22 protein-coding genes and 1 riboswitch are annotated in these 26778 nt (G+C 41.5%); of the genes, 14 read left to right on the top strand and 8 right to left on the bottom strand.

The genetic code is table 11. The features are described 5' to 3' along the window. Nucleotides 1-133: 133 nt before the first annotated feature. From AKG98_RS08125 to AKG98_RS08115, 3 genes are all read left to right on the top strand, one after another. Nucleotides 134-1324 carry an amino acid aminotransferase gene (locus tag AKG98_RS08125; protein WP_067043987.1) on the top strand — a complete coding sequence of 397 codons (1191 nt, stop codon included), beginning with the start codon at nucleotides 134-136 and terminating at the stop codon, nucleotides 1322-1324. A 353-nt stretch (nucleotides 1325-1677) separates the two neighbouring features. Next, a complete protein-coding gene (locus AKG98_RS08120) occupies nucleotides 1678-2904 on the top strand; it encodes an OFA family MFS transporter (protein WP_083543915.1) in 1227 nt (408 codons plus the stop codon). A 209-nt stretch (nucleotides 2905-3113) separates the two neighbouring features. Then, on the top strand, nucleotides 3114-4337 hold the full coding sequence (locus AKG98_RS08115) for an OFA family MFS transporter (RefSeq protein ID WP_067043984.1): 1224 nt from the start codon (nucleotides 3114-3116) through the stop codon (nucleotides 4335-4337). A 61-nt stretch (nucleotides 4338-4398) separates the two neighbouring features. On the opposite strand, the gene AKG98_RS08110 is transcribed toward AKG98_RS08115, so the two are convergent. Further along, nucleotides 4399-4887 (bottom strand): hypothetical protein, encoded by a 489-nt coding sequence (locus AKG98_RS08110; protein WP_067043981.1) that lies wholly within the window; start codon nucleotides 4885-4887, stop codon nucleotides 4399-4401. 438 nt (nucleotides 4888-5325) lie between these two features. On the opposite strand from AKG98_RS08110, the gene mrcB reads away from it, so the two are divergent. Genes mrcB through AKG98_RS08090 form a run of 4 tightly spaced genes read left to right on the top strand, consistent with a single transcriptional unit; the run spans nucleotide 5326 to nucleotide 10718 of the window. Further along, nucleotides 5326-7605 (top strand): penicillin-binding protein 1B, encoded by a 2280-nt coding sequence (mrcB, locus tag AKG98_RS08105; protein WP_067043978.1) that lies wholly within the window; start codon nucleotides 5326-5328, stop codon nucleotides 7603-7605. Nucleotides 7606-7641: 36 nt separating this feature from the next. Then, nucleotides 7642-8103, top strand: a complete 462-nt coding sequence (locus AKG98_RS08100) for a tetratricopeptide repeat protein (RefSeq protein WP_067043977.1) — start codon at nucleotides 7642-7644, stop codon at nucleotides 8101-8103. 11 nt (nucleotides 8104-8114) lie between these two features. Then, complete coding sequence (locus tag AKG98_RS08095) at nucleotides 8115-9992, top strand: DUF294 nucleotidyltransferase-like domain-containing protein (RefSeq protein WP_067043974.1); 1878 nt, start codon at nucleotides 8115-8117, stop codon at nucleotides 9990-9992. Nucleotides 9993-10001: 9 nt separating this feature from the next. After that, the gene (locus AKG98_RS08090) at nucleotides 10002-10718 is read left to right on the top strand and encodes a 3'-5' exonuclease (protein WP_067043971.1); all 717 of its coding nucleotides are present in this window, start codon (nucleotides 10002-10004) and stop codon (nucleotides 10716-10718) included. 98 nt (nucleotides 10719-10816) lie between these two features. On the opposite strand, the gene tenA is transcribed toward AKG98_RS08090, so the two are convergent. The 6 genes from tenA to AKG98_RS08060 all read right to left on the bottom strand — a co-directional run bounded on the left by tenA (nucleotide 10817) and on the right by AKG98_RS08060 (nucleotide 16900). Next, nucleotides 10817-11479, bottom strand: coding sequence for a thiaminase II (gene tenA / locus AKG98_RS08085; protein WP_067043968.1), 663 nt, complete (start codon nucleotides 11477-11479; stop codon nucleotides 10817-10819). Between the two features lie 31 nt (nucleotides 11480-11510). Next, complete coding sequence (locus AKG98_RS08080; RefSeq protein WP_067043965.1) at nucleotides 11511-12458, bottom strand: ABC transporter substrate-binding protein; 948 nt, start codon at nucleotides 12456-12458, stop codon at nucleotides 11511-11513. A 79-nt stretch (nucleotides 12459-12537) separates the two neighbouring features. Beyond that, the gene (locus tag AKG98_RS08075) at nucleotides 12538-13344 is read right to left on the bottom strand and encodes an ABC transporter permease (RefSeq protein WP_067043962.1); all 807 of its coding nucleotides are present in this window, start codon (nucleotides 13342-13344) and stop codon (nucleotides 12538-12540) included. Next, complete coding sequence (locus AKG98_RS08070; protein ID WP_067043959.1) at nucleotides 13337-14146, bottom strand: ABC transporter ATP-binding protein; 810 nt, start codon at nucleotides 14144-14146, stop codon at nucleotides 13337-13339. Before AKG98_RS08070 ends, AKG98_RS08075 begins: the two co-directional genes overlap by 8 nt. Then, complete coding sequence (gene thiD, locus AKG98_RS08065) at nucleotides 14139-14972, bottom strand: bifunctional hydroxymethylpyrimidine kinase/phosphomethylpyrimidine kinase (RefSeq protein ID WP_067043957.1); 834 nt, start codon at nucleotides 14970-14972, stop codon at nucleotides 14139-14141. Before thiD ends, AKG98_RS08070 begins: the two co-directional genes overlap by 8 nt. A 73-nt stretch (nucleotides 14973-15045) precedes the next feature. After that, nucleotides 15046-15150: riboswitch (TPP riboswitch) on the bottom strand. A 172-nt stretch (nucleotides 15151-15322) separates the two neighbouring features. Then, nucleotides 15323-16900 (bottom strand): BCCT family transporter, encoded by a 1578-nt coding sequence (locus tag AKG98_RS08060; protein ID WP_067043952.1) that lies wholly within the window; start codon nucleotides 16898-16900, stop codon nucleotides 15323-15325. Nucleotides 16901-17306: 406 nt separating this feature from the next. Here AKG98_RS08060 and AKG98_RS08055 point away from each other — a divergent pair, with 406 nt between their 5' ends. The 7 genes from AKG98_RS08055 to AKG98_RS08025 all read left to right on the top strand — a co-directional run bounded on the left by AKG98_RS08055 (nucleotide 17307) and on the right by AKG98_RS08025 (nucleotide 25421). Next, the gene (locus tag AKG98_RS08055; protein WP_067043949.1) at nucleotides 17307-17768 is read left to right on the top strand and encodes an isoprenylcysteine carboxylmethyltransferase family protein; all 462 of its coding nucleotides are present in this window, start codon (nucleotides 17307-17309) and stop codon (nucleotides 17766-17768) included. Between the two features lie 91 nt (nucleotides 17769-17859). Continuing rightward, a complete protein-coding gene (locus AKG98_RS08050; protein ID WP_067043946.1) occupies nucleotides 17860-18540 on the top strand; it encodes a GntR family transcriptional regulator in 681 nt (226 codons plus the stop codon). 37 nt (nucleotides 18541-18577) lie between these two features. Beyond that, a complete protein-coding gene (gene prpB, locus AKG98_RS08045; RefSeq protein WP_067043944.1) occupies nucleotides 18578-19486 on the top strand; it encodes a methylisocitrate lyase in 909 nt (302 codons plus the stop codon). Nucleotides 19487-19752: 266 nt separating this feature from the next. Then, nucleotides 19753-20877, top strand: a complete 1125-nt coding sequence (gene prpC / locus AKG98_RS08040) for a 2-methylcitrate synthase (protein WP_067043941.1) — start codon at nucleotides 19753-19755, stop codon at nucleotides 20875-20877. Between the two features lie 179 nt (nucleotides 20878-21056). Further along, nucleotides 21057-23660, top strand: a complete 2604-nt coding sequence (gene acnD, locus AKG98_RS08035) for a Fe/S-dependent 2-methylisocitrate dehydratase AcnD (RefSeq protein ID WP_067043938.1) — start codon at nucleotides 21057-21059, stop codon at nucleotides 23658-23660. 21 nt (nucleotides 23661-23681) lie between these two features. Continuing rightward, entirely contained in the window at nucleotides 23682-24872 is a 1191-nt protein-coding gene (prpF, locus tag AKG98_RS08030) for a 2-methylaconitate cis-trans isomerase PrpF (RefSeq protein ID WP_083543914.1), read from the top strand. Between the two features lie 126 nt (nucleotides 24873-24998). Further along, nucleotides 24999-25421, top strand: a complete 423-nt coding sequence (locus AKG98_RS08025; protein ID WP_067043932.1) for a lysozyme inhibitor LprI family protein — start codon at nucleotides 24999-25001, stop codon at nucleotides 25419-25421. Here the strand turns inward: AKG98_RS08025 and AKG98_RS08020 are convergent. Then, nucleotides 25418-26632: an NAD(P)/FAD-dependent oxidoreductase gene (locus tag AKG98_RS08020; RefSeq protein WP_067043930.1), complete on the bottom strand. Its 1215-nt coding sequence runs from the start codon at nucleotides 26630-26632 to the stop codon at nucleotides 25418-25420. The two genes, AKG98_RS08025 and AKG98_RS08020, sit on opposite strands and share 4 nt — an antisense overlap. Nucleotides 26633-26778: the final 146 nt, after the last annotated feature.

Below are 26778 nucleotides of genomic sequence, written 5' to 3'. Positions count from 1 at the left end.
CATCTCTGACATTATTTGTTATATCTCAGCCATTTTTTTGCCACATCGCTATGAATTTAGAGGTTGTGATGGTATAAATAAGTGAAATGTTAGGTTTAATACGTAGTTTAATTACAAGCAGATAGGGAATACCATGTTTGAGAAAATCGTTACAGCAGCAGCAGATCCAATTTTAGGTTTAACTGAAGCATTTGCTAAAGATCCACGCGCCGAAAAAATCAATTTAGGTGTGGGTATTTATAAAGATGAAACCGGTCAAACGCCTATCTTAAAATCAGTTAAATTAGCAGAACAAAAATTAATTGATGAAGAAAAAAGTAAAAGTTATTTAAGTATTGAAGGCCATAAAGCGTATGCGTCTGCAGTACAAAAACTATTATTTGGTGCTGATAGTGAGGTTGTGACGAAGCAACGTGCAATTACAGCACAAGCACCGGGTGGTACTGGTGCACTACGTACAGCTGCCGATTTTATCAAAAGTCATTTAACAAGTGATCGCATTTGGGTAAGTAATCCAACATGGGCAAATCACGGTAATGTTTTTAACACTGCAGGTCTAGAAGTTAAGCAGTATGCTTATTATGACGCTGAAACGCGCGGTTTAGATTTCAACGCAATGCTCGCATCTCTAGCAGAAGCAGAAGCGGGTGATGTCATACTTTTCCACGGTTGCTGCCATAACCCAACGGGTATTGATCCAACGCTTGAACAGTGGACTACACTTGCGCAATTATGTGCGAACAAAAAACTATTACCCTTGTTTGATTTTGCATACCAAGGTTTTGCAACAGGTGTAGAAGAAGATGCTGCTGGTCTACGTGTATTTACAGAGCATTGTGAAGAGCTATTAGTTGCGAATTCTTTCTCTAAAAACTTTGGTTTGTACAACGAACGTGTTGGCGGTCTAACGCTAGTTGCGAAAGATCAAGATGTTGCGGCTGCAGCATTTAGTCAAATTAAATCTGGTATTCGTGCAAACTACTCAAACCCACCTGCACATGGTGCAGCGATTGTTGCGATTATTCTTGATGATGAAACATTACGTAATCAATGGATTGCAGAAGTAGCTGAAATGCGTGTTCGTATCCATGAAATGCGTGAGCTATTTGTAGCAACACTTGCTGAAATGGGTGTGACTGGAGACTATAGCTTTATTACTCGTCAGAACGGAATGTTCTCATTTTCAGGTCTTACTAAAGAACAAGTGGCTACATTGAAAGATGAGCACGCTGTTTACATTGTCGGTTCTGGCCGTATCAGTGTTGCTGGTATGACCAAAGATAATATGCAGCCTTTATGTAAAGCGATTGCTGCAGTACTTTAATCAGTAATAAATGATTAATGACTAAATGGGTGCTTCGGTGCCCATTTTTTATGCGTTTTTTAGTTTGTAAGAATACAATTTTGGCCTAGCGCTTTGGCTTTACTAAAGACTCATATGCTACTTTTAATGATGGTGAGAAGTCTATTTTTTGGTTTGTAGTGCTAAAAATATTACTGAAAGGCTTATAATTGCAATATTAATCTTTAATTCGTTGTTATTTATATATATTTAAATTGTCCTTCTCTTTTCTAGTAATGCTTTATATCAACAAAAACAATATATTTTGAATTAAAAGTTGAACCTAGATCACAAAACGTGTAAATTGCCGAAATCTTTGTAATTTTGAGGCAATAATGAGTAATAAACCACTGCAAATTCTATTAGCTGGTATCGGCATTAACTTAACTATCGGTATCTTATACGCATGGGGTGTTTTCACTGTACCTCTAGCTGAAGCGTTAAACGTTGATGCTACAGATGTAAAAGCACCGTATAAAATTGCTGTTTTCACATTTGCTACTTGTTTACTTATTGCTGGTATTTTACAAGACAAGATTGGCCCTCAAAAAGTGGCTATGTTTGGTGTGACTCTTGTTGGTCTTGGTCTTATTGCTTCAGGTTACACTACGACTTTAGTAGAACTCGAATTTACCTTTGGTGGTATTGTTGGTGCCGGTATCGGTTTCTCATACGCATGTATTAGCCCAAGTGCGATGAAATGGTGGCCAAAAGGTAAAAAAGGTTTAGTAAGTGGTTTAACTGCGGGTGGTTTCGGACTTGCTTCTGTATACCTAGCGCCATTATCTACAAGCCTTATCGAAAACTACGGTATCTACGATACATTCAAAATCTTAGGTGCGGGCCTATTAGTAATCGCTATCCCATTAGCGTCTCTGCTTGTTGCGCCACCTGCAGGTTATGTTGCTGACGCATCTGAAGCGAAAGCGGCGGCATCAAGCGATGATATTAATCTTAGCTGGCAACAAATGCTGAAAACGCCTCAATTTTACCAGTTATGGGTAATGTTTATGGTTTCAGCTGCTGCAGGTATCATGCTTATTGGTAGTATTGGTAACATTAGTAAATCAATTGGTCTGACATCAGAGCAAATTGCATTCAGTGTTGTTTTACTTGCTATCTTTAATACAGGTGGCCGTGTCGTTGGTGGTTTAATTTCTGATAAGATTGGCCGTGTAAATACACTTGCTTTAGTATTCATGCTTCAAGCGGGTAACATGGCATTCTTCACTACCATTACAACGCAAATGCCGCTGATGGTTGCGATTGCAATTGGTGCTATGTCATACGGTGCACTATTAAGTGTATTTCCAACAATTACTGCTGATAACTACGGTCTAAAAACTTACGGTACTAACTTCGGCATCCTTTATTCTTCATGGGGTGTATCTGGTTTCTTCGGTGGTTTCTTAGCAACTGTTGCCGGTTCAACTAACAATACTTATTTTGCTTTTGCGGCACTTTTAGTAGCTGCTACTGTCATCGCTTTCTTCACTAAACCAGTTGATAAAGAAGCTGTATTAGCGAAAGAAGAAAATAAATTAAAAGCGGCTAAAGCTTAATCATTAGCGTTTATTAATTTGTGTTAAAGGGATAGCTCAAGTAATTGGTTATCCCTTTTTTTTTGCCTTGCGAAGCTTGTAAATCTGACAGATTGAACGAAGTCTGTATCACCCTGCTTAAGGGGTATAAATCTGCATAGCAGGGCGTCACTCGCTAACTAGATCACAACACGTGTAAGTTTACACAATTGTGTGATCTTGAGGACAAAATGACTAATAAACCACTGCAAATATTATTAACGGGTATCGGCATTAACTTAACCATCGGTATCCTATACGTGTGGGGTGTTTTCACTGTACCTCTCGCAGAAGCATTAAATGTGGATGTAGCAGATGTCGTATCACCGTACAAAATTTCCGTTTTCACATTTGCTACTTGTTTACTTATCGCTGGTATCTTACAAGACAAGATAGGCCCTAGAAAAGTAGCCATGTTTGGCATCTCTCTCGTTGGTCTTGGGCTTATTGCTTCAGGTTATACAACGACCTTAGCAGAACTTAAATTCACCTTTGGTGGTATTGTTGGTGCCGGTATGGGTTTCGTATACGCATGTATTAGCCCAAGTACCATGAAATGGTGGCCAAAAGATAAAAAAGGTTTAGTAAGTGGTTTAACTGCGGGTGGTTTTGCACTGGCTGCTGTATACCTCGCTCCATTATCTACAAGCCTCATTGCAAGCTATGGTATCTACGATACATTCAAAATATTAGGTGCTGGCATATTATCGATTATCCCACTCGCGTCTATGCTTATTGATCCTCCTGCCGATTACAGTGCAGACCCATCAGAGGTGCAAGCGGCTACATCAAGTGATGATATCAATCTTAGCTGGCAACAAATGCTGAAAACGCCTCAATTTTACCAGTTATGGGTAATGTTTATGGTTTCATCTGCTGCAGGAATCATGCTTATTGGTTCTGTTGGTAGTATCAGCAAATCAATTGGTTTAACACCAGACCAAATAGCATTCGGTGTTGTTTTACTTGCTATCTTTAACACGGGTGGACGTGTAGTTGGTGGTTTAATCTCTGATAAGATTGGCCGAGTCAATACGCTTGCTTTAATATTCATGCTTCAAGCTGGTAACATGGCATTCTTCACTACAATTACAACGCAAATGCCATTGATGGTTGCGATTGCAATTGGTGCGATGTCATACGGTGCATTATTCGGTGTATTTCCAACAATTACTGCGGATAACTATGGTCTAAAAAATTACGGTACTAACTTCGGCATCCTATATTCCGCATGGGGTGTATCAGGTTTCTTCGGTGGTTTCTTAGCCATTGTTACAGGCTCAACTAACAATACTTATTTTGCTTTCTCGGCATTATTAGTTGCGGTTACTGTGATTGTATTCTTTACTGAGCCTGTTGATAAAGCTGCGGTATTAGCGAAAGAAGTAAACAAATTCAAAACTGTTAAAGCTTAATTATTAGTGCTTATTAATTTTGGGCAAAGGGATAGTTCAAGTAATTGACTATCCCTTGTGGTTAAAAATGAACATTACCGCCTAAACTAAAATATTTAAAATCTGCTTTAATTACGGTATAGCCCACTTCTACCGTGAATGCATCACCAAGTTCAATGCCAAATAATATACCGCCAGAAAAACCATCGTCTTTCCATTTTGTTGTGTCCGATTTCAGTGTTTCGTCTAAATAACCGGCCCTTAATTTTGCATAATATTTACCTGATGTACGATACGTACCGTAGATAGCGTATGATTTATATTCCAAATCAATATTGTTTTTATCCATATCGACAAAAGTACCTTCAAACTCTAAACCAAAGGCACTTTTTTGAATACCCACAAGAAAAGTAGCGGGTATTTTAGGATCGAGTTTGTCAAATGCGGTATATATATAACCGGTTTTAGCGCCGAGATAGAAGTCAATATTGCCAGATGTTTTATCTTCAGCGATGGCTGAGGTTGTTGCTATTGTAGTGAGTGATAAAATGAGGGGGATTAATTTTTTCATCGTTGATCCTTGTTTTATGTGAACTATGCCGTGTTTTTTTAATCATAGTTACAAGAACCAATTTCGCTATAATATAAGTTGTTTATCAGTATATTATCTAATAAATCAAACGATGTTAGTGATATTGATCTACTGCTTTCGATGTTATTAAAGTTGATTTAGTAAGGGGAAAAGGTTGTTTTCCAATATAATCACTTACTGTTTCATTTGAAGGTGGTGGATGTGGGGTTAATCGTCGTTTTCTAACAAATTTTGTAGTAATAGTGACGGGGTTAATACGGTGTATAAATGCTGATTTAAGTCCGATTTACAATTTAAAGTCGTGGCTATTACTTTAAATTCAATATCGATTAGAGTGTATTTACTATGTTATTATTTGAACATAGTAACAGATTTAATCAGTTGTCATTGACGATGAAGTGACAACCAGAGGTGCTTGTGAATAAGAATGTAAAAGGCAGTAAGAACACAAAACGCAGTGGTTTATGGTGGAAGTTATTACTGATTCCGGTGGTTATCGGGTTAGCCGTAATGATTTATTTAGATATTATTATTCGTTCAACATTTGATGAAAATAAGTGGGCTGTACCATCGACGGTTTACGCGAGACCGCTCGAATTATACGAAGGCGCGGCCTTAACGACGGCGGATTTAAAAACTGAACTTGGTTTATTAGGTTATAAATTTGTTGCTCGTCCGACTAAACCCGGACAAGCAAATATTCGAGGTAATCAAGTTCGTATTTATACGCCCGGATTCCAATTTAGTGATGGCTTAGAACCGCCACGCAATATTTCGTTGGTATTGAATGATGGCATGGTTGCTAAACTGGATGCTGACGATGGGGTCGGCCTTTTACGATTAGAGCCTGTTGTCATTGGTGGTATTTATCCTGCGCATAACGAAGATAGATTGCTCGTACAGTTATCTGAAGTCCCAGCGTCTTTACAGGCAATGTTAGTGGCGGTTGAAGATGATGGTTTCTATGAACATTTTGGTATTTCTGTTCGTGGTATCGGCCGTGCATTAGTGGCGAATATTAAACAAGGTGGTATTTCTCAAGGCGCGTCAACACTGACTCAGCAGCTGGTTAAAAATTATTATCTGAGTTCTGAACGTACCTTTAGCCGTAAAGCAAAAGAAGCATTGATGGCTATCTTACTTGAATTCCATTTTTCGAAGGATAAGATTTTAGAAGGATATATTAACGAAATTTATCTTGGTCAAGATGGCCCTCGTGCTATCCATGGCTTTGGCTTGGCGAGTCAGTATTACTTTAAAACATCACTTATGGATTTGTCACTTGATAAGCAAGCCTTATTGGTTGCATTAGTACGTGGCGCAAGCTATTACAATCCTTGGCGAAACCCTGAACGAGCACTTAAACGTCGTGATTTAGTGTTAGATATTGCTGTTCGTGAAGGTCGTTTAGACAGTGAGTTAGCCGCAGCAGCAAAAGCGCAACCGTTAGGCATGGGTGAGCAAACAGCGAGTAGCACCAAGCGATTTCCCGCTTATCTTGATTTAGTTCGCCGCCAATTACAGCGAGACTATAAAGTTGAAGATTTAAGTGAGAATGGTTTATCTATTTTTACGCATTTTGATCCACTTGTACAAAGTAGCGCTGAGTCAAGTCTCACCAAATTTATTGCTCGACATAAACGTAATGGCTTGAGCGCTAAACTTGAAGGTGCTGTGGTGATAACGCGACCAAATACAGGCGCTGTTATTGCTATCGTTGGTGGCGCGAATACGCGTTATGCCGGGTTTAATCGTGCTATTGATGCTAAGCGTCAAGTTGGCTCATTAATTAAACCTGCAGTGTATCTGACAGCATTAGAGCAACCAGAAAAGTATAATCTGTCAACCTTGATCAGTGATGATGAATATAACTTAAATTTACCTAATGGGGACATTTGGTCACCTAAAAACTACGATAAGAAAGATCATGGTGAAGTATTGTTATATAAAGCGCTTGCTAAGTCTTATAACCAAGCAACAGCACGCTTAGGCAATGAGATAGGGTTAGATAAGATCATTAATACGATCCATGGTCTTGGTGTCGAACAACGTATAGCGGCTTTACCATCGATCACGTTGGGTGCGGTCGATATGACACCATTAACCGTTGCTCAAATGTATCAAACATTATCTGCGGATGGTTTCTATACACCTTTATTAGCTATTAGTAGCGTTGTTGATCCAAAGGGTAATGTGTTGAAGCGTTATCCGTTAGCCGTTGACAAGCGCTTTGATGCTGGTTCTGTGTACATGCTGCGTCATGCGATGCAAGCTGTTACGCATGAAGGCTCGGGGAGAGCTCTCGAATGGTTGCTACCAAACTTTGAAGTCGCCGGTAAAACGGGCACAACGAATGATCTAAGAGACAGTTGGTTCGCTGGATTCTCTGGAGACATGATGGCCGTTGTATGGATGGGGCGTGATGATAATGTGACGACTGGCTTAACAGGTTCGAGTGGGGCTTTACGTGTTTGGGCAGATATTTTCCGTCAACGTTCAGCATTGCCGATTCAGAACTTGCCGCCACAGAATATTACAGTTGGTTGGGTTGATCGTGATACTGGTCAAGGTAGCCAAGGTAGTTGTCTTAACTCGATCCCGCTGCCTTTTATGAGTGGTTATGAACCTGAAATTGAACTACGTTGTAATCAAGGGGTTAAGCGAGTGATTGAGTGGTTCCGTGATCTTGTCGAATAATGCTATTTGTCATTAAACATTAATTTTGGAAGTAACATGAAAATAATAAAACGCGTGTGTCTGTTCGCACTGCCATTACTTTTAACTGCCTGCGGGACAATACCTACGTACAATTCCAATGGTACGCAAGTGCAAGAGACGAATAATACAGCTCCAGTTTCGGGTGAACAAAATAAACCTGAGCCAAAAGCTAAGCCCAAACCAGCACCGGTAGATGATACGGCTCAAGCACCAGCAGCGGTATTATCACTCATGAAACGAGCTAACAAACAGGTAAGCAGTGGTGATAATCGTGCTGCTATTGCATCATTAGAGCGGGCTATCCGAATCGCGCCACGTTATCCAGAAACTTATTTCCGTTTAGGGGAGCGTTATTTCTATCAAGGCAACTATAAGCAAGCCCGTTCACTGGCCGAAAAGTCGATAACATTGGGTGCAGACTGGCTGTTACGTCGACAAGCAGAATCTTTAATTGAACGTGCTTCGGCATATTTATAAGTAGAGTAAAAATGGAAATCGAACTACTAGAAATTAAAAACTTTATCAGCCAGTATCAACCTTTTGATCAACTTCCTGAAGAAGCGTTAGAGGAAGTGGTTAAAAGTATTGAGATATCATACTTTCGTGCAGATTCGATGATTATTGAATATGGCGACAAGATCCATGATCTGTACTTTATTCGCAGTGGCGTGGTGGAAATATACCGCCGCAAAGGTGAGTTATATAACCGTCTCGATCAAGGTGAGATATTTGGCCAGATGGGTTTATTAGCCAATAATAAGGTTCGACTTCCAGCTAAAGCGGTAAAAGATACGCTTGTTTATTGCATTCCAGAAGCGCTCTTCCATGATTTTTGCGAACGTTATGAAGCATTTTCTGATTTTTCTGAAGTGGAAGGCACTATTCGATTAAAACAAGCTGTTGAAGATAATAACGATGATGCGAACTCATTAACCACTTCAAAAGTTAAAACATTATTAAGTCGAGACTTAGTAATGTTAAAAAATACGACGTCAATTCAAGATGTTGCCAAGGTGATGGCGGAAGAAAATGTATCAGCGGTACTGATTAATGATCCGACTATTGTCCATGAAGATGGGAGTGATTTTGTCGGTATTATCACTCAGCATGATTTATGTGCAAAAGTGATTGCGACGGGTATGAGTGTTGATAATCCTGTTTCTGATGTTATGTCGACAGAATTGATGTCACTCGATCATAATGCCTATGTCTCAGAAGCAATGCTGATGATGCTACGCTATAACGTCCATCATTTACCTATCTTAAAAAACAAGCAACCTATTGGCCTTATTGAAGTGGCCGATATTATTCGTTATGAATCTCAAAATAGTTTGTTGTTGTCGGGTAGTATTTTCCAGCAACAAAATATTGAAGATCTTGTTTTACTTTCTAAGCAGCTTAAAGATTGTTTTGTACGTATGGTCAATGAAGATGCTAACTCACACATGATTGGTAGCGCAATGTCCGAGATTGGTCGCAGTTTTAAACAGCGATTACTCGAACTTGCCGAAGAAGAATTAGGTCAGCCTCCTGTTCCTTATTGTTTCCTAGCTTTGGGCTCAATGGCTCGTGATGAGCAATTGATTGTAACAGACCAAGACAACGGTATTATTTTAGATAATAGTTATGATAATGAGAAGCACAACGCATATTTTGAAAAATTATCTAAGTTTGTATGTGATGGATTAGCTGCATGTGGCTATACCTATTGTACGGGCGATATTATGGCGACTAATCCAGAGTTTCGTAAAACTCAAGCTGAATGGGAAGATTGCTTCGCTGACTGGATTGATAACCCGAATCCACAAGCGTTATTAAATTGCTCTATTTTCTTTGATTTAACGGGGGTGTATGGTCGTGTTAAATGGGCTGAACAGCTAAATGCCTTTATTCTACGTCGGGCGAAGAAAAACAACCGATTCTTAGCGTGTTTAGCACGTAATGCATTAAACCGTACGCCGCCACTGGGTTTCTTCAAAAACTTTGTGATGGAGAAAGATGGTCGTCATAACAATTCAATTAACTTAAAACGTCGTGGTACAGCACCGCTGGCAGATTTGATTCGGGTGCATGGATTAGCGATTGGTTCTCAATCGCAAAATTCATTTGAACGTTTGGAAGATATTATTGAAGCGGGGATCCTGCCGCCATCAAAAGGGCAGGATTTACAGCATGCGATGGAGCTTATTTCCTTAGTTCGCTTACGTCACCAAGCGTTAGATGTGGAGTCGGAAATTGAACCAGACAATAATATTGAACCCGAGAATATGTCGGAATTTGAGCGACGTAACCTTAAAGATGCTTTTTTGGTTTTAAGTAATGCGCAGAATTTTTTAAAATATCGTTATACCGCCAATAAAATGTAGGGGTTATTAATGCATAACTTTATCAATAAAGAGATTTTAAACTGGGGTGCGTTTTATCAAGTTAAGGTAGCCCAGAGTAAGGATGAACGTTTAAAGTCTTTTTACCGGACTGGCATGTATCATGATGAAACGAAATTAAGTGATATTGATTTTGTTGCGTTAGATTTTGAAACGACAGGGCTTGATTCACAACAGAATAGCATTATTAGCATTGGCTTGGTGCCGTTTAATTTGAAACGTATTTTTTGTCGGCAAGCGCAGCATTGGTATATTGATCCAGAGGATAAGTTACAAGAAAATTCCATTATTATTCACGGTATTACCCATACAGATCTAAAAGGTGCACCCGATTTGTTACGGATACTAGAGCCTGTATTAGAGGCATTGGCGGGAAAGGTTGTTGTGGTTCATTACCGCCGTATTGAACGTGATTTTTTTGATAGTAATTTACGTAGTTTAATTAATGAAGGTATTGTGTTTCCTGTTGTTGATACCATGCAGATAGAAGCGGATGTGCAAGATGCGCAAACCAAGGGCTTTTTCAGTTTATTCAAACGTAAACGTCAGGATTCTATTCGATTAGCTAATAGTCGTTCTCGTTATAATTTACCAGCATACCCGCCGCATGATGCACTTACCGATGCAGTTGCGACAGCTGAGCTATTACAAGCTCAGATCCATTATCATTTTTCACCTGATACGCCGATTAAAAGACTTTGGTTGTAGATAGTAGATAGTTGTTGTAACCAGTAAGCGTTTAAAAAATAGCGCGTTAATATTTCATTATATTCACGCGCTATTTTGTTCTAGGGGGGCACTATATGTTAAGCGGCATCAAGTCCTTGCTGCCAAAATGCAATTTCCATACGAGTGGCAGTTCTAAATACATGTATCAAATTACAACCTCGTTGACTGTTGACATCTATTTCAGCTAATAGCTCATCAATATGTGCGGTACCTTGTGCGACACCTTGTTGAAATTCATCACCACTATAGAGTTCAATCCAGCTTGCAAATGGATTATCGGTTAGCGTGGTATTTACATCAGCGGCTAGGTTACGACCAATTTCAGCGTAACCAATAGAGCAGGGGGCGAGTGCTGCATAGAGGTCGACGATATCACCTGCCATACCCGCATCGAGTACGTAACGAGTGTAGGCCACTGTGCCAAAGTCTTCTGGCTCTGCTTCTAAATCTGATTCAGTTAACCCCCAATTACCACAGTAAGTAACGTGGTGGCCAATTTCAGAGTCTAGCAATGCGTGCACACTTGGCAGTGCTTTACGCATATCTGCTAAGGTACGCGCTTTGTAAATAGCTAATGCGTAAGCACGGGCATATTGTTTAAGAAATAAGAAGTCTTGTTTAAGGTAATGCAAGTAACTCGGCTGTGCTAATGTTCCTTGCGCTAATTGTTGCACAAACGCATGCTGTGTATAGGCATTCCAATCTTCACGACAGGCATTAATTAGATCTTGATGGTTCATTGTTTATGTATCCTAGTTTCTCGGTTATCTTCTAGAGAGTCGGTACGTAATCTTGTGCTTTAGGGATTGTTTTGATGATCTTTTGCGAATACATGAATTCGGCATAATCGTCATAACGTTTTAAATCAACCGCAGAAGGGCGTAGCGCGAAACGGGTGAGGGTATCGTTCCAAGCACGTTTATTTAGTTCGTTATTTAACGTATCAGGTGCATACGCGACAAACTCTTTCCATGATGCTTGTGGGTGATTAACAATGTAGGTAGTTGCTTGCTCTAGTGCTTTATTAAAGGCCTGGATAGCCACTTTGTCGTAGGTATTGGCGTTGGCAACAAATACCAGTTCGTCATAGGCTGGTACGCCGTGCTCTTCAGGGAAGAATGCTTTTGTTTTAAAACCTTCAAGTTCAAGCTGATTGGTTTCAAAATTACGTAGGCCACCCCAAATTGCATCGACTTTACCTGATGCAAGCGATGATGATAGCGCCCAGCCTACGTTAATGATCTGTACGTCATCGTAGCTAACGCCGACTGTTTTGAGCATAGTTCCGACAGTTGCTTCTTCGTTACCGGCAATCGCGATACCAATCTTTTTACCTTTTAAATCAGACATGTCGTTAATTTTATTATTGTCGAGTACCATCAAGGTATTGAGTGGTGTTGCAATTAAGGTTGCAGAACGGATTAGGGGTAAACCAGCCGCGACATCAATGGTTAAATTGGGTTGATACGTGATCGCCAGATCAATTTTATTTGCGGCGACAAGTTTTGGTGGCATGCTTGGGTCTGCAGGCTCTTGGATCACCACATTCACCCCTTGCTCTGCAAAGTAACCACGCTCTTTGGCAATAATAATTGGTCCGTGATTCGGATTAACAAACCAATCTAACATCAGTGTTAGGGTCTTCGTTTCAGCATGTGCGTTTGCCGATAACATAGCTGCTGTAAATATTGCGGCCTTGAATAAGATGTTGTTTTTCATTAAATGTCCTTGTTATATTTTTAGTTTTTATCGTAAGTTGCTATATGGGGATTAAGTTATTGTGATTAGCATTGGCTAGTTAAAAGTCCCAAGGAATGAGCTTCTTCAATGCTTTGTCAGTGATAAAATAAAGTAAGACAGACAGGGCGGATAGGATCAGCAATGCGGCAAACATTTCATCAATCATCATGCGTGCATTCGCTTGGAGCATGAGATAACCCAAGCCTGCACTCGAACCGACCCATTCACCTGCTACAGCACCAATCGGCGCAATCACCACCGCTACACGGATACCCGATGCTAATGTTGGTAACGACGCTGGCAGTTGAATATGACGTAGCATTTGCCATTTGGTTGCGCCCATGGTTTTAGCCAGATCCAGATAGCCTGTTGGCGTATTACGCAAACCGTCATAACAACAGGTAGTCACGGGAAAGAAGATGATTAATGCTGCCATCACTATTTTGGAGGCCATACCGTAACCTAACCAAAGCATCAGTACCGGTGCAATGGCGAATACAGGGATGGCTTGGCTCGCAATCAAAATAGGCAATAGCCAATGCTTAATGGGTTTGAATAACAGCATTTGCAGCGCAAAAAACAGCCCCATGAATAAACCGAGTAACAAGCCAAATACAATTTCTTGCGCGGTCACTAATGTGTGCTTAAGCAATACCTCATGGCGCTCGATTAAGCGTTCAAAAACAGCTAGCGGTGCGGGAAGAATGAAAGAGGGCATTTCAAAAATGACCACAATGCTTTGCCATAATCCGATGATAACAAGCGCACTAATGATAATGCGCAGTATTGGGCTAATATAGACTGGTTGCCGCCTGTCTTTGTTAGTCTGTTGATGTGTAAGGTTCGAACTAACGATATCACGCATGTTCAGCTCCATATTCCTGTGCTAAACAAGTCATTATTTGTTGCTGTAGTTGCGCACATTCAGCATCGAATAGACGTGGTTTCGCCGATGTCGGTACTTGCAAGTATGCTGCTCTAGCGGGTTTGCCTTGCATAATATAGATATGATCAGCGAGGCGGATCGCTTCTTGGGGCTCGTGTGTGATTAAAACGACGGTCTTATTCTTTAACAATTCACAAGCGAGATCTTGTAATCGATAACGAGTCACGGCATCTAAGGCTGAAAATGGCTCGTCCATTAATACCACGGGTTTGTCTTGCATTAATGTTCTTGCCAGCGCCACGCGTTGACGCATGCCACCAGACAGTTGTTGCGGAAAACGATTGGCATTATCAGCAAGGCCGACCTTAGCCAGTAGATCGAGTGCTTTGTCAGTGTCTGGTGTGGATTTTTCTGTTCCGAATTTACTGCTTAACGTGACATTGTCGAGCACAGATAACCAAGGCAGCAATAAATCTTGTTGTGCCATGTAAGCAATTTGATTGGTTAAGGCTGGTTGAACTAAGTGACTCGCATTAATTGAGAGTTCTCCAGACCATACGACCTGCTGATCTGACAAGCCTGCAAGATAACGCAGTAGCGAGGTTTTACCACAGCCGCTACGACCTAAAATACAGGTCCACTGCCGAGCTAGAATCGCCATGTTTAGTTTGCTTAATACGGGTTCAATATTGTCGTTATAACGTAAATAACCGTTTTTAATCGATATATTGATCGCAAGGCTCTCTTTAAGTTTAAGCCTTGTCTGTGAGGCGTTAGACATCTGCGTGACCAGAAAAGAAGTGATTTACTGGGCCGTGGCCGCTGCCTATATTCAATTCATCTGCATGGGCAATGGCATTAGAGATGTATTGCTTACCTAACTTCACCGCTTGTAGTAAATCATGACCTTGTGCCAAATAGGATGCGATTGCAGAGGATAGCGTACAGCCAGTGCCGTGCGTATTTTGGGTATTAATGCGTTTTGCGGTTAACTGTTCAACATGGTCTTGGAAGATGAGTAGATCGTTACTATTTTCATCCTGCTCTAAGTGACCGCCTTTTAACAGTACAGCGTTGACATTAAGCTGACGTAATTGGTTAATCATGTTACCCATTGCATCTTGATTGGTCGGGACGTCTGAACCAATTAAAGCAGCACCTTCGGGTAGGTTAGGGGTGATCAAATCGGCTAATGGTAGCAGTGCCGATTTAAGCGTACTGATCGCAGATTCTTTTAGCAATAAATCGCCGCTGGTGGCAACCATGACAGGATCAACGACTAAAAAGGCGGGCTTATATTGTTGGATTTTAGCGGCGACGACGTTGATAATATCGGAATCAGCTAACATTCCGACTTTCACTGCCACGACATTTAAATCGCTAAAAACGGCATCGAGTTGTTTTTCGATATGTTCAAGCGGGATGGGAAAAATAGCGGATACACCGAGAGTATTCTGCGCAGTAATTGCGGTGATTACAGAACAAGCATAGCTACCTGTTGCTGAGATTGCTTTGATATCAGCTTGGATACCAGCACCACCACTGCTATCAGACCCTGCAATCGTTAATACGATTGGTGTTGATGTGTTTGTTATAACCTTTAGCATAAATATCCCTAGAGCTGACGCTCAGGAACTTTATCAAGCCAAAGATTGAGAGACGCAGAAGGTCAAATCATGAGAAGCAAGATCGATAGTTCCCTACGTCAGTGTTAACTGAATCAGGTTCAACGGGTCTCGCAATAAATATGCGATCTCAGCCTATTAGGCCCCCCGACTATATGTGTGGCAATAGTAACAAGTTTTGTTAAAAGCGCAATAGCCAGTTACTTACATTATATAATTGATTTATCACGGATAAAGAAAAGGCCACTCGTCAATGTAACGAGTGGCCTGTATTGTAGTGCAATGTCGTAAACTAAAAGTTCAATGTCATCAGTTTGTTATGTCAAGTCAGCTTAGCGCTTACGTTGCTCTGTTCTCAAACCCATAATTAAGCTCACACACATCACTAATAAGATAATAGTGAAGGGGAGGGCTGTTGAAATCGCACCAGCTTGTAGCGCTTCAATTGCTTGTGTACCACCAACCCAAAGGAGAGCTGCAGCAATTGCACCTTCAATTAATGCCCAGAACACACGCTGTGGAATCGGTGCATCAACTTTACCGCCCGCAGTAATGCTGTCGATAACCAAAGAGCCTGAATCAGAAGAAGTAATAAAGAAAACTAATACCAGTATGATCGCAAGTATTGATAAAAAATTACCCAAAGGTAAAGCATCAAACATTTGGAACATAGCTAAAGGTACTTCTGTTAACCCTTCACTGCCTAAAGTACCAATATTATTCACGATTTGATCAATGGCTACACCACCAAATACAGACATCCATAAGATAGTCACAGTGGTTGGAACAAGTAATACCGCAATAAGGAATTCACGAATAGTACGGCCACGTGAAATACGCGCAATGAACATACCAACGAATGGTGACCATGAAATCCACCATGCCCAATAGAATACTGTCCAGCCGTGCATCCATGCCTCATCAGCTCGGCCCATAGGGTTGCTTAGTGGAATGATATTCTCAACATAACCCATGATTGTCATTGGGATGGTGCCCATAGAAACAGCCAGAGTAACTAAAGCAACAAAAACAAGTAGCACAATGGCAAGTAGCATATTGATATTACTAATTACTTTTACGCCGCCATCAATACCACGTACCACAGAACCAACCGCAATCAGTGTGACAACAATGATAATGGTGATCTGTAAACCCAGGCTATCAGCAATACCGAACACGTGATGGAAACCACTCGCGGCTTGTTGTGCACCTAAACCAAGTGATGTAGCAAGACCAAACAAGGTCGCTATTACCGCAAGAATATCGACAATGTGACCAGCCCAGCCCCAAGTTCGATCCCCTAGTATTGGGTAAAACACAGAGCGCATTGAAAGTGGCAGGCCTTTATTGTAAGCAAAGAAAGCCAGTGCTAATGCGACGACACCGTAGATTGCCCATGGGTGCAAGCCCCAGTGGAACATCGTTGCGCCTAATGCAAGCTGAGCTGCTTCAGGTGTGTAAGCTGTCACATTGAGAGGCGTGTGATACGAGCCTGTATAATAAGAAACGGGCTCTGCAACCCCCCAAAACATAAGACCGATACCCATACCGGCAGCAAATAACATAGCTAACCATGACATCCGGGTATAATCAGGTTTGGCATCATCGCCACCTAAACGGATTTTACCGTATGGCGAGACAATTAATGCGAGGCAAAAAATGACGAAAATATTTGCTGACCACATGAATAAGCTATCAAAAGTGGCGATTATTTGCCATTTAATACCATCTAGGAATGATTTCGATGTTTCAGGTTCTACTAATAAGATAGCGACCAAGAATAGGCCAATTAACGATGCACTAATACCAAAGACAGGGTTATGTACGTCAAACCCCCATTTTTGGACGTTATCTTGTCCAACAGTATAATCAGTATTATCAATACTGTATTTATCCCTATTAATACTCATTAGTCCTCAGTTAGAACAGTCCTGTTCTATATTGGTGTATTTATTTGTTATGGGTTAGTTTAGCAAATTTAGCGTTAAATATCAGAAAAATAAAAAGTTATAAAGTATAAAACCGCCCAATAAGCGGTTTTATCTGTGATGAAAAAAGTGTGAAAAGCGCGTCGAGAGTTAGCTATTACAGGGTTCTGCTTATTTCTCGTTGACCACGTTTTAAGCCCAGAAACTGACATGGCTGCTGTCTCTACCTCACCTCTAAGGTCTATTGGTAGAAAAAAACGCTCTTCATTGTCTAGTATAGATCAGGTTGAATAACTGTCCAGTTCACAAAATTATGATATTGAGTTATTTTCAAGAAGACAAAATAACGTATTCTATAACAATCATTTAAGTTATTTGGAGTTATACGATGTCGATACTTGAAAACAAGATTCCACCACCTGTTATTACTTTATCATTTGCCGTACTTATGTGGGGAGTATCACTTATTGTTCCAAGTCTGACATTTAGTTTAACACTGCGGTTACCCTTATCCTTGCTAATCGTTGCATTGGGTAGTTTCTTTTGTGTCGCAGGTGTGGTGTCTTTTAAAAAGGCGGCTACGACAGTTAATCCATTAAAGCCAGAAACTGCATCATCATTAGTGAGTTCTGGAATTTACAGAATATCTAGAAATCCTATGTATGTTGGTTTTGCTTTATTTTTGCTTTCCTGGGGCGTTTACTTATCCTCACCTTGGACTGTTTTAGGCATAGTGGGCTTTGTTTTTTATATGAATAAGTACCAAATTATTCCAGAGGAGAGAGCGCTAACCACAATATTTGGCGCTGAATTTACGTTGTACCTATCACAGGTTCGCCGTTGGTTATAAACTTATAAATCGACCTCTTTGTTGCTGGTATGTTGACAATATGTAAAAAATCAATAGTATTGAATTAAATTCAAACATTGTCGACAATCTTATGCCTTTAGACGATCCAACAAAAATAGTCGCTGTGACCACAGCCGATAAAGTTTTTGAGCTAATGCAGCGTGCCATTGTAGATGGTGAAATACTTGCAGGTAGTAAGATCAGTGAACCCGAGCTCGCAAAGCGCTATCAAGTTAGTCGCTCTACCCTTCGTGAAGCATTAAACCGATTAGAAAAATGCCATTTAATTGAGCGTAAAGCGAATGTCGGTTCACGTGTAGTGCAGTGCACAACTCAAGGCCTACTCGATCTTTACTTTGTACGTGAAGCGTTAGAAGGCATGGCATGCAGACAAGCGGCAGAAAACATGACTGATGATGAAATTGTCGACATGAAAGCCATGCTTAATCAACATGCTTCGGTACAAGCGTTGAAAGATGGTGTCGCTTATTATCAAGAAGAAGGTGATTTAGACTTTCATTATAAAGTCATTTTGGGCAGTCATAATGCTCAACTCATTCATTTGATATGTGGTCAGCTCTATCATTTAGTTCGCATGTACCGCTGCCAGTTTGGTATGCACAGTCCCAGAGCCAGCCGCGCTTTTTCAGAACACGCCCAAATTATTGAAGCGATTAGCGATAGAGATGGTGAATTAGCTGAAATGTTAATGCGCCGTCATATCGCAGCTTCACGTAAAAACATTGAAAGTAAAATTGCACTGCAACTGTAAGAACAATAAACCGTACCCGTTCAAGGAGAGAAATAATATGTCTACAGAACCATCCTCGTCTCAACGTTTATCCCCTGGCGCTAAATTCCGTTTAGCACTGACCAATAATAAACCATTGCAAGTTGTTGGCACCATTAATGCTTATTGCGCGATGATGGCTGAGCAACTGGGTCATCAGGCCATTTATCTGTCTGGTGGTGGTGTGGCGAATGCGTCTTACGGCTTACCTGATTTAGGCATGACCTCATTAAATGATGTGATAGCCGATGTACAGCGCATTACTGCCGCATCGAGTTTACCTTTGTTGGTCGATATTGATACGGGCTGGGGCGGTGCATTTAACATTGCTAAAACTATTCGCGATATGGAAAAAGCTGGCGCGGCAGCTGTTCATATTGAAGATCAAGTAGCACAAAAACGTTGTGGTCATCGTCCCAATAAAGAAATTGTGTCGACAGAAGAGATGGTTGACCGTATTAAAGCGGCGGTTGATGCGCGTACTGATGCTGATTTTTTCATTATGGCGCGTACCGATTCATTCGCACAAGAAGGTTTGGAAGCCGCGATTGCCAGAGCGCAAGCATATGTTGAAGCGGGTGCTGATGGTATTTTTGCTGAAGCAGTGAAAACTGAAGCACATTACCGCGCATTCTCGGAAGCGTTAGATGTGCCTATTTTGGCTAATATCACTGAGTTTGGGCAAACCGAATTATGGAATAAAGAGCAACTAGGAGAGTGGGGCTGCGCCATGGTGCTGTATCCATTATCCGCATTCCGCGCGATGAATAAAGCGGCGGAACAGGTTTATAAAACCTTGCTGGCTGACGGTGACCAAAAAGCCGTCGTTGATAATATGCAAACGCGTATGGATTTATATGATTATCTCGGTTATCACGATTATGAACAAAAGCTAGATAATCTGTTCTCTGAAGGTAAGAATAAATAAAGAGCCGAAGGAAAGAATAAATAAAAATCGAAGGAATAAATAGTCCACGTGATAATCGACTAAAATTACTTACATTAGAGATAAAACGATATACATAAATATAGACATTACAGATATAGAAATTAAATCATCAAGCGAATAGTAGTAAACAGGATGTTGCAATGTGAGCCAACTGTAATCAAGGACAGTTGAGTATGTAGAGTTGCTATTAACCGTTTGAAATTAACTGTTTGAAATTAATTAAAATAATAATTAAAGGAATAATTATGACAGATAAAAAATTATCAGGCGCTGGCTTACGTGGTCAAAGTGCAGGTGAAACAAAATTATGTACGGTTGGTAAATCAGGTAGTGGCTTAACGTATTGCGGCTATGACATAGCAGATCTAGCCGAGCACGCTACATTTGAAGAGGTTGCTTACTTACTCTTTAACGGTGAATTACCGACACTTGATCAGTTGGATACATACAAAGCTGAATTGAATACCCTACGTGATTTACCCCAGTCGCTTAAAGAAGTATTACAGCACATTCCTGCAGACGCGCATCCAATGGACGTCATGCGAACGGGTTGTTCATTCTTAGGTAACATCGAACCTGAGACAGACTTTTCCGTACAAAACAAAGCGGCAAATCGTCTACTGGCTGCATTCCCAGCAATCATGTGTTACTGGTATCGTTATTCTCATGATGGTGTGGAAATTGACTGTACTACTGATGAAGCATCGTTGGCTGGTCACTTCCTTAAATTATTGCGTGGTGAAACACCGTCAGAACAGCATCGTCGAGTGATGGATGTATCGCTGATCCTTTATTCCGAGCATGAATTTAATGCATCAACCTTTACTGCGCGTGTGTGTGCATCAACATTATCGGATATGTTCTCGTGTGTAACGGGTGCGATTGGTACATTACGCGGGCCATTACATGGTGGTGCAAATGAAGCGGCAATGGACATGATCCAGACGTTTACTTCACCTGCAGACGCTAAAATTCAGATGGCAGGCATGCTTGCACGTAAAGAAAAAATTATGGGCTTTGGTCATGCGATTTACCGCACTTCCGATCCGCGTAATGTGATCATTAAAAAATGGTCAGAAAAATTGGCTCACGAACACGGTGATACTTCGTTATACGATATTTCGGTGGCATGTGAAGAGTTTATGTGGGATAGCAAAAAACTGTTCTGTAATGCCGATTTCTTTCATGCCTCTGCTTATCATTTCATGGGCATCCCGACTAAATTATTTACCCCAATCTTTGTCTGTTCGCGTTTAACGGGTTGGGCTGCACACGTGATGGAACAGCGTAGTAATAACCGTATTATTCGTCCAAGTGCAGATTATATTGGTGCAGAGCCAAGAGTCGTAACACCAATCGCAGACAGATAAATTACCGTTATTAAAGTATTCATAAAGAATGAGTAAATAATACTGTATTGAATGATCTACTTGTTTTCATTATTGATGAATAGGAGCAGATCACAATGTTAGTTTTGATTAAAAGAGGGTGGAGTAAAGCCTATTATTTGTGCTTTATCTCAAGCCCCATTTATTTAATGGATTAAGTTATGAACATTAACTATCGTAAACCGTTACCGGGCAGTGAGCTCGATTATTTTGATACCCGTTCTGCAGTTGATTCAATCCAACCCGGTGCGTATGCCACTTTGCCGTATACTTCACGCGTATTTGCAGAAAACTTAGTGCGTCGCTGTGACCCCGCAATATTAGAAGATTCGTTAAAGCAGTTAATTGAACGTAAACGCGACCTTGATTTTCCTTGGTTTCCTGCGCGTGTTGTTTGTCATGATATTTTAGGACAAACTGCATTAGTTGATTTAGCGGGTTTACGTGATGCGATCGCGGCGAAAGGCGGCGATCCATCCAAGGTTAACCCTGTAGTACCAACTCAACTGATTGTTGACCATTCATTGGCTGTTGAACATGCAGGTTTTGACCCTGATGCATTTGAAAAAAACCGTGCGATTGAAGACCGTCGTAACGATGACCGTTTCCACTTTATTAACTGGACGAAAACAGCCTTTAAGAATATCGATGTGATCCCGCCAGGTAACGGTATCTTGCATCAAATTAACTTGGAACGTATGTCTCCGGTGATCCAATCCCTTCATGGTGTGGCGTTTCCTGATACCTTAGTGGGTACAGACAGTCATACGCCGATGGTTGATGCCTTGGGTGTGATAGCAATTGGTGTGGGCGGGCTAGAAGCTGAAAGCGTGATGTTAGGCCGTGCGTCATACATGCGTCTACCAGAGATCATTGGTGTTGAATTAACGGGTAAGCCACCCGCGGGCATCACAGCGACAGATACGGTACTTGCGCTGACTGAATTTTTACGCGCACAGAAAGTCGTATCCAGTTATTTAGAATTTTATGGAGTGGGTGTCGCGCATCTTACCTTAGGTGATCGTGCCACCATTTCGAATATGACACCTGAATATGGTGCGACCGCTGCATTGTTCTCAATTGATGATCAGACCATTGATTACCTTAAATTAACGGGTCGTGAAGACGATCAAGTTAAGCTGGTGGAAACCTACGCCAAAGAAACGGGTCTATGGGCTGATGACTTAGCAAACGTTGAATATGAACGTGTACTTACATTCGATTTGTCGACTGTTTGCCGTAATATTGCCGGACCATCAAACCCACATAACCGTGTACCTACCTCTGAACTAGCCAAACGAGGTATCAGTGGCAAGGTTGAAAATGTACCGGGTAAAATGCCAGACGGTGCAGTGATCATTGCTGCTATCACCAGTTGTACCAATACCAGTAATCCGCGCAATATGATTGCCGCAGGTTTGATTGCTCGTAACGCCAATAAGCTTGGATTAACCCGTAAACCTTGGGTTAAAACCTCATTAGCGCCGGGTTCAAAAGCAGTGAAACTCTATCTACAAGAAGCCGATTTATTACCTGAGTTAGAGCAACTTGGTTTTGGTATTGTGGCATTTGCCTGTACATCTTGTAATGGTATGAGTGGGGCGCTTGATCCTGTGATTCAGCAAGAGATTTTAGATCGCGACTTGTATGCGACTGCCGTGTTATCAGGTAACCGTAACTTTGATGGTCGTATTCATCCACACGCCAATGAAGCCTTTATTGCCTCGCCACCGTTAGTGGTTGCGTATGCGATTGCAGGTACTATCCGTTTTGATATAGAACGTGACACACTTGGTTTAGATAAAGCCGGTAATGCAATCACACTAAAAGACATTTGGCCGAGCGATGAAGAGATTGATGCAGTACTTAAGGCAAGTGTGAAACCAGAACAATTTCGTCAAGTTTACAACCCGATGTTTAGCAAGGATATCGAGTGTAGTGTTGAGTACGGTGAGAAAATTGATCCGCTGTATGACTGGCGTGAAATGAGTACCTACATTCGCCGACCGCCTTATTGGGAAGGTGCTTTAGCAGGTGAGCGTAGCCTTAAAGGCATGCGTCCTCTAGCGGTATTGGGTGACAATATCACGACTGATCATTTATCACCTTCTAACGCCATCATGCTTGATAGTGCGGCAGGTGCCTATTTAGATAAGATGGGTTTACCGGAAGTTGACTTTAACTCATATGCTACCCATCGTGGTGATCACTTAACTGCACAACGTGCGACCTTTGCTAACCCGAAACTAAATAATGAAATGGTGTTAGAAAACGGCCAAGTTAAGCAGGGATCATTAGCGCGTGTTGAGCCAGAAGGGAACGTAATGCGCATGTGGGAAGCGATTGAAACCTACATGGATCGTAAGCAACCACTTATTATTGTCGCAGGTGCCGATTATGGCCAAGGTTCTTCACGCGATTGGGCGGCGAAAGGCGTTCGTTTAGCGGGTGTAGAAGCGATTGTTGCAGAAGGTTTTGAACGTATTCACCGTACTAATCTTGTTGGTATGGGCGTGTTGCCGCTGGAGTTTAAAACCGGTGAAAACCGTAAAACATATGCTATTGATGGCAGTGAAACCTTTGATGTTATCGGTGAACCTACACCAGGATCTGCCCTAACGCTAATCATTACCCGTAAAAATGGTGAAAGAATAGAAGTACCCGTGACTTGTCGTTTAGATACCGCGGAAGAAGTGTCTATCTATGCGGCTGGTGGTGTATTGCAGCGTTTTGCACAGGATTTTCTTGAATCGAGTGAGGCCTAGTTATCTATGGTGAAAAATAACATGGGATATTTACCACAGCTTAGGATCCCCGCTACTTATATGCGCGGCGGCACCAGTAAAGGGGTATTCTTTAACCTCCTCGATTTGCCTGACGCGGCGCAAATACCCGGGGCTGCGCGTGATGCGTTGTTGCTGCGGGTGATTGGTAGTCCCGATCCCTACGGTAAACAAACAGATGGTATGGGCGGAGCAACGTCGAGTACCAGTAAGACCGTGATCGTGTCTGCAACCGATAAAGCCGATCACGATGTTGATTACCTGTTTGGGCAGGTATCGATTGATAAACCGTTTGTGGATTGGAGTGGTAACTGTGGAAATCTATCCGCTGCAGTCGGCTCTTTTGCGATTAACTGTGGTTTGGTTGATGCCAGTCGTATTCCACAAAATGGTGTGGCGGTAGTGCGTATTTGGCAGGCTAATATTGCTAAAACGATTATCGCCTATGTGCCTATTCGCAATGGTCTAGTGCAGGAAACGGGTGATTTTGAACTTGATGGTGTTACCTTTCCTGCGGCAGAAATACCCGTTGAATTTATGGATCCTGCCGATGGGGAAGGATCTATGTTTCCTACCGGTAATCTGATTGATGATTTGATTGTACCCGAGTCTGTTGTGGCTGGTGGACAGTTAAAAGCGACAATGATTAATGCGGGAATTCCTACCATCTTTATCAATGCCGAAGATGTTGGTTACGCAGGCACAGAACTGCAAGATGCCATTAATAACGATGCTGAAGCGTTAACTATGTTTGAAACGATCCGAGCTTATGGCGCTGTGCAGATGGGATTGATATCAAACATCGCAGAAGCAGCGCAACGTCAACATACACCTAAGGTCGCGTTTGTCGCTAAATCGGCCGATTATGTGTCTTCAAGTAATAAGCAAGTCGTCGCGAGTGATATTGATCTATTGGTGCGCGCCTTGTCTATGGGTAAACTTCATCACGCGATGATGGGGACTGCGGCTGTTGCAATTGGTGCTGCTGCAGCTGTTCCGGGGACATTGGTTAATTTGGTTGCGGGCGGTGGTACGCGTGACTCGGTGAATTTCGGTCATCCATCGGGAACATTACGCGTTGGTGCACAAGCAACCGAAGTTAATGGTGAGTGGACCGTAACTAAAGCCAGTATGAGCCGCAGTGCTCGAATCTTAATGGAAGGTTGGGTTCGCATTCCTGCCGATAACGGTTAATCAGCATTTTGATGAATAACATTTAGTCTAGAACGCCAAACTAATCAAACCAGTTAATAGAATAATTGGATTAATGTTCAGATACCGTTATATTGTCAGCCTATTTACGTCGAGGTTGGTTTTATAATGGTAAAGGTAATTACATTCTTATTGATAAGTGTCTGCAGTTTTGCAACGATGGCAACGTCAGTGAACTGCGATAAAGCGTTTAATATGTTAGAAATTAATTACTGCGCTAAAGTAAAATTAGATAAAGCAGAAGCTGAAATGCAGCGATATCTCGAGAAAAGTATTGCGCAATATACCGCTGACACGAATGTTGTCGAGTCGATCAGTATCGCACAATCGGCGTGGCAGTCGTACAGTAAATCACAGTGTGATTCGGTATTTACTATGTTCAGAGATGGTTCGATGCGCGTAGTGATGACGTTAAGCTGTCGAACTAAACTTACTCAACAACGCACTCATGAACTTTGGTCACAGTACTTAACATATATGGACAGTTCAGAGCCGGTATTACCAGAACCAGCTGCATCCGATTTAAGTTAAAAGCTTTTATAATAGGGATTTAGTATAGCTTTGATACGTTTTAGTACCACGAGTGCTGTTACGCGTCCCCAGCTAAATAGCACGCGTTGGTGTAAACGAAATATCGTATCGTATAAATGTCGGATTAAACGTCCTTTCAATACGAGCCTATTATTCATTAAAGCGCCAACGGCATTGTCGTGTCCGACAGCGATAACCATACCACCATCGTTATAGATAAACGGCTGTAATGGTTTGTCTTTTAGCATTCGATTAAACTGTTTTGCTAAATGTGTCGCTGCTTGGTTAGCTGCTTGCGCACGCGGTGGCACAAAACTACCGTCAGGTTGCGTACACTGCGCATTATCACCTATCACAAAAATACCGTCATCAAGGCTAGACTGTAGGGTTGGATTAACGATTAATTGGTTTAAACGGTTTGTCTCTAATCCGTCGAGCTTGGTTAACCATTCAGCACATTTAATACCTGCTGCCCATATCTGTAGATCAGCTGGAATTACTTCGTTTTCCGATGTGATTAATTTGCCTGCTTCAGCACGTTGTACACGCGTTTCAGTGCGAATGGTGATGCCTTGTTGCTTAAGTGCTTCCTGCACCTTTTCTGACATACACTCTGGACTATTGGGTAACACACGGTCTGCTGCTTCGACTAAGGTAATTTCAAATTCTGATGCTTGTCTATAACGCTGTAATTTACTGCTTACCTTCGCAAGTTCGGCGGCGAGTTCTACGCCTGTTGCGCCAGCACCAACAATAGATATACGACGTGTACCTGTGGCTTTTAGTTGTTGTTTGATTTGTTGCCAAGCCAGTTCTGCTTGCCCTGATGAATCTAAAAACAAACAATGTTCACTCACACCCGGTGTTTTAAAATCATTACTGATCGCACCAACAGCCATGACTAAGTAATCGTATTGCAGTTTCGTTGGACCACTATTCATACCACGTAAACGGATGATTTTGCTGTCGCGGTCTAATCCTGTCATCGCATCTTGAATGTGGGTATAACCATTACATTCGGCATGTTGGAAATAACTCACTGCATCCAACTCTGCATCAAAGGTACCCGCCGCGATTTCATGTAGGCGAGGCTTCCAGAAGTGATGTGAAGACGGCTCAACGAGCATGACTTCGTGGCGTTTATTACGGCCTAACCGGGTCACTAATTCAAGGCCAGCTGCGCCACCACCTACAACAACAATTCTTAACATAATATGCTTTACCATTCTGTGTAACTAAATCTGATGGCAGCATTATATCTATGTCTTAGTTATTGATAATCCCTAAAAATAGTAAATTACTATTACTCAGCTGTAACAGTCTTCGAGACTAATATCATCTATACTTCACTGGGTTA

Source organism: Moritella sp. JT01 (genome assembly GCF_001574435.1).
Classification (GTDB): Bacteria; Pseudomonadota; Gammaproteobacteria; order Enterobacterales; family Moritellaceae; genus Moritella.
The sequence above is the reverse complement of the archived record's forward strand: the minus strand, read 5'-3'. Positions and strand labels throughout refer to the sequence as shown.

Coding starts and splice junctions, on each gene's coding strand:
- AKG98_RS08125 (WP_067043987.1), top strand. CDS start 134: ATGTTTGAGAAAATCGTTACAGCAGCAGCAGATCCAATTTTAGGTTTA.
- AKG98_RS08120 (WP_083543915.1), top strand. CDS start 1,678: ATGAGTAATAAACCACTGCAAATTCTATTAGCTGGTATCGGCATTAAC.
- AKG98_RS08115 (WP_067043984.1), top strand. CDS start 3,114: ATGACTAATAAACCACTGCAAATATTATTAACGGGTATCGGCATTAAC.
- AKG98_RS08110 (WP_067043981.1), bottom strand. CDS start 4,887: ATGAAAAAATTAATCCCCCTCATTTTATCACTCACTACAATAGCAACA.
- AKG98_RS08100 (WP_067043977.1), top strand. CDS start 7,642: ATGAAAATAATAAAACGCGTGTGTCTGTTCGCACTGCCATTACTTTTA.
- AKG98_RS08095 (WP_067043974.1), top strand. CDS start 8,115: ATGGAAATCGAACTACTAGAAATTAAAAACTTTATCAGCCAGTATCAA.
- AKG98_RS08090 (WP_067043971.1), top strand. CDS start 10,002: ATGCATAACTTTATCAATAAAGAGATTTTAAACTGGGGTGCGTTTTAT.
- tenA (WP_067043968.1), bottom strand. CDS start 11,479: ATGAACCATCAAGATCTAATTAATGCCTGTCGTGAAGATTGGAATGCC.
- AKG98_RS08080 (WP_067043965.1), bottom strand. CDS start 12,458: ATGAAAAACAACATCTTATTCAAGGCCGCAATATTTACAGCAGCTATG.
- AKG98_RS08075 (WP_067043962.1), bottom strand. CDS start 13,344: ATGCGTGATATCGTTAGTTCGAACCTTACACATCAACAGACTAACAAA.
- AKG98_RS08070 (WP_067043959.1), bottom strand. CDS start 14,146: ATGTCTAACGCCTCACAGACAAGGCTTAAACTTAAAGAGAGCCTTGCG.
- thiD (WP_067043957.1), bottom strand. CDS start 14,972: ATGCTAAAGGTTATAACAAACACATCAACACCAATCGTATTAACGATT.
- AKG98_RS08060 (WP_067043952.1), bottom strand. CDS start 16,900: ATGAGTATTAATAGGGATAAATACAGTATTGATAATACTGATTATACT.
- AKG98_RS08055 (WP_067043949.1), top strand. CDS start 17,307: ATGTCGATACTTGAAAACAAGATTCCACCACCTGTTATTACTTTATCA.
- AKG98_RS08050 (WP_067043946.1), top strand. CDS start 17,860: ATGCCTTTAGACGATCCAACAAAAATAGTCGCTGTGACCACAGCCGAT.
- prpB (WP_067043944.1), top strand. CDS start 18,578: ATGTCTACAGAACCATCCTCGTCTCAACGTTTATCCCCTGGCGCTAAA.
- prpC (WP_067043941.1), top strand. CDS start 19,753: ATGACAGATAAAAAATTATCAGGCGCTGGCTTACGTGGTCAAAGTGCA.
- acnD (WP_067043938.1), top strand. CDS start 21,057: ATGAACATTAACTATCGTAAACCGTTACCGGGCAGTGAGCTCGATTAT.
- prpF (WP_083543914.1), top strand. CDS start 23,682: ATGGGATATTTACCACAGCTTAGGATCCCCGCTACTTATATGCGCGGC.
- AKG98_RS08025 (WP_067043932.1), top strand. CDS start 24,999: ATGGTAAAGGTAATTACATTCTTATTGATAAGTGTCTGCAGTTTTGCA.
- AKG98_RS08020 (WP_067043930.1), bottom strand. CDS start 26,632: ATGTTAAGAATTGTTGTTGTAGGTGGTGGCGCAGCTGGCCTTGAATTA.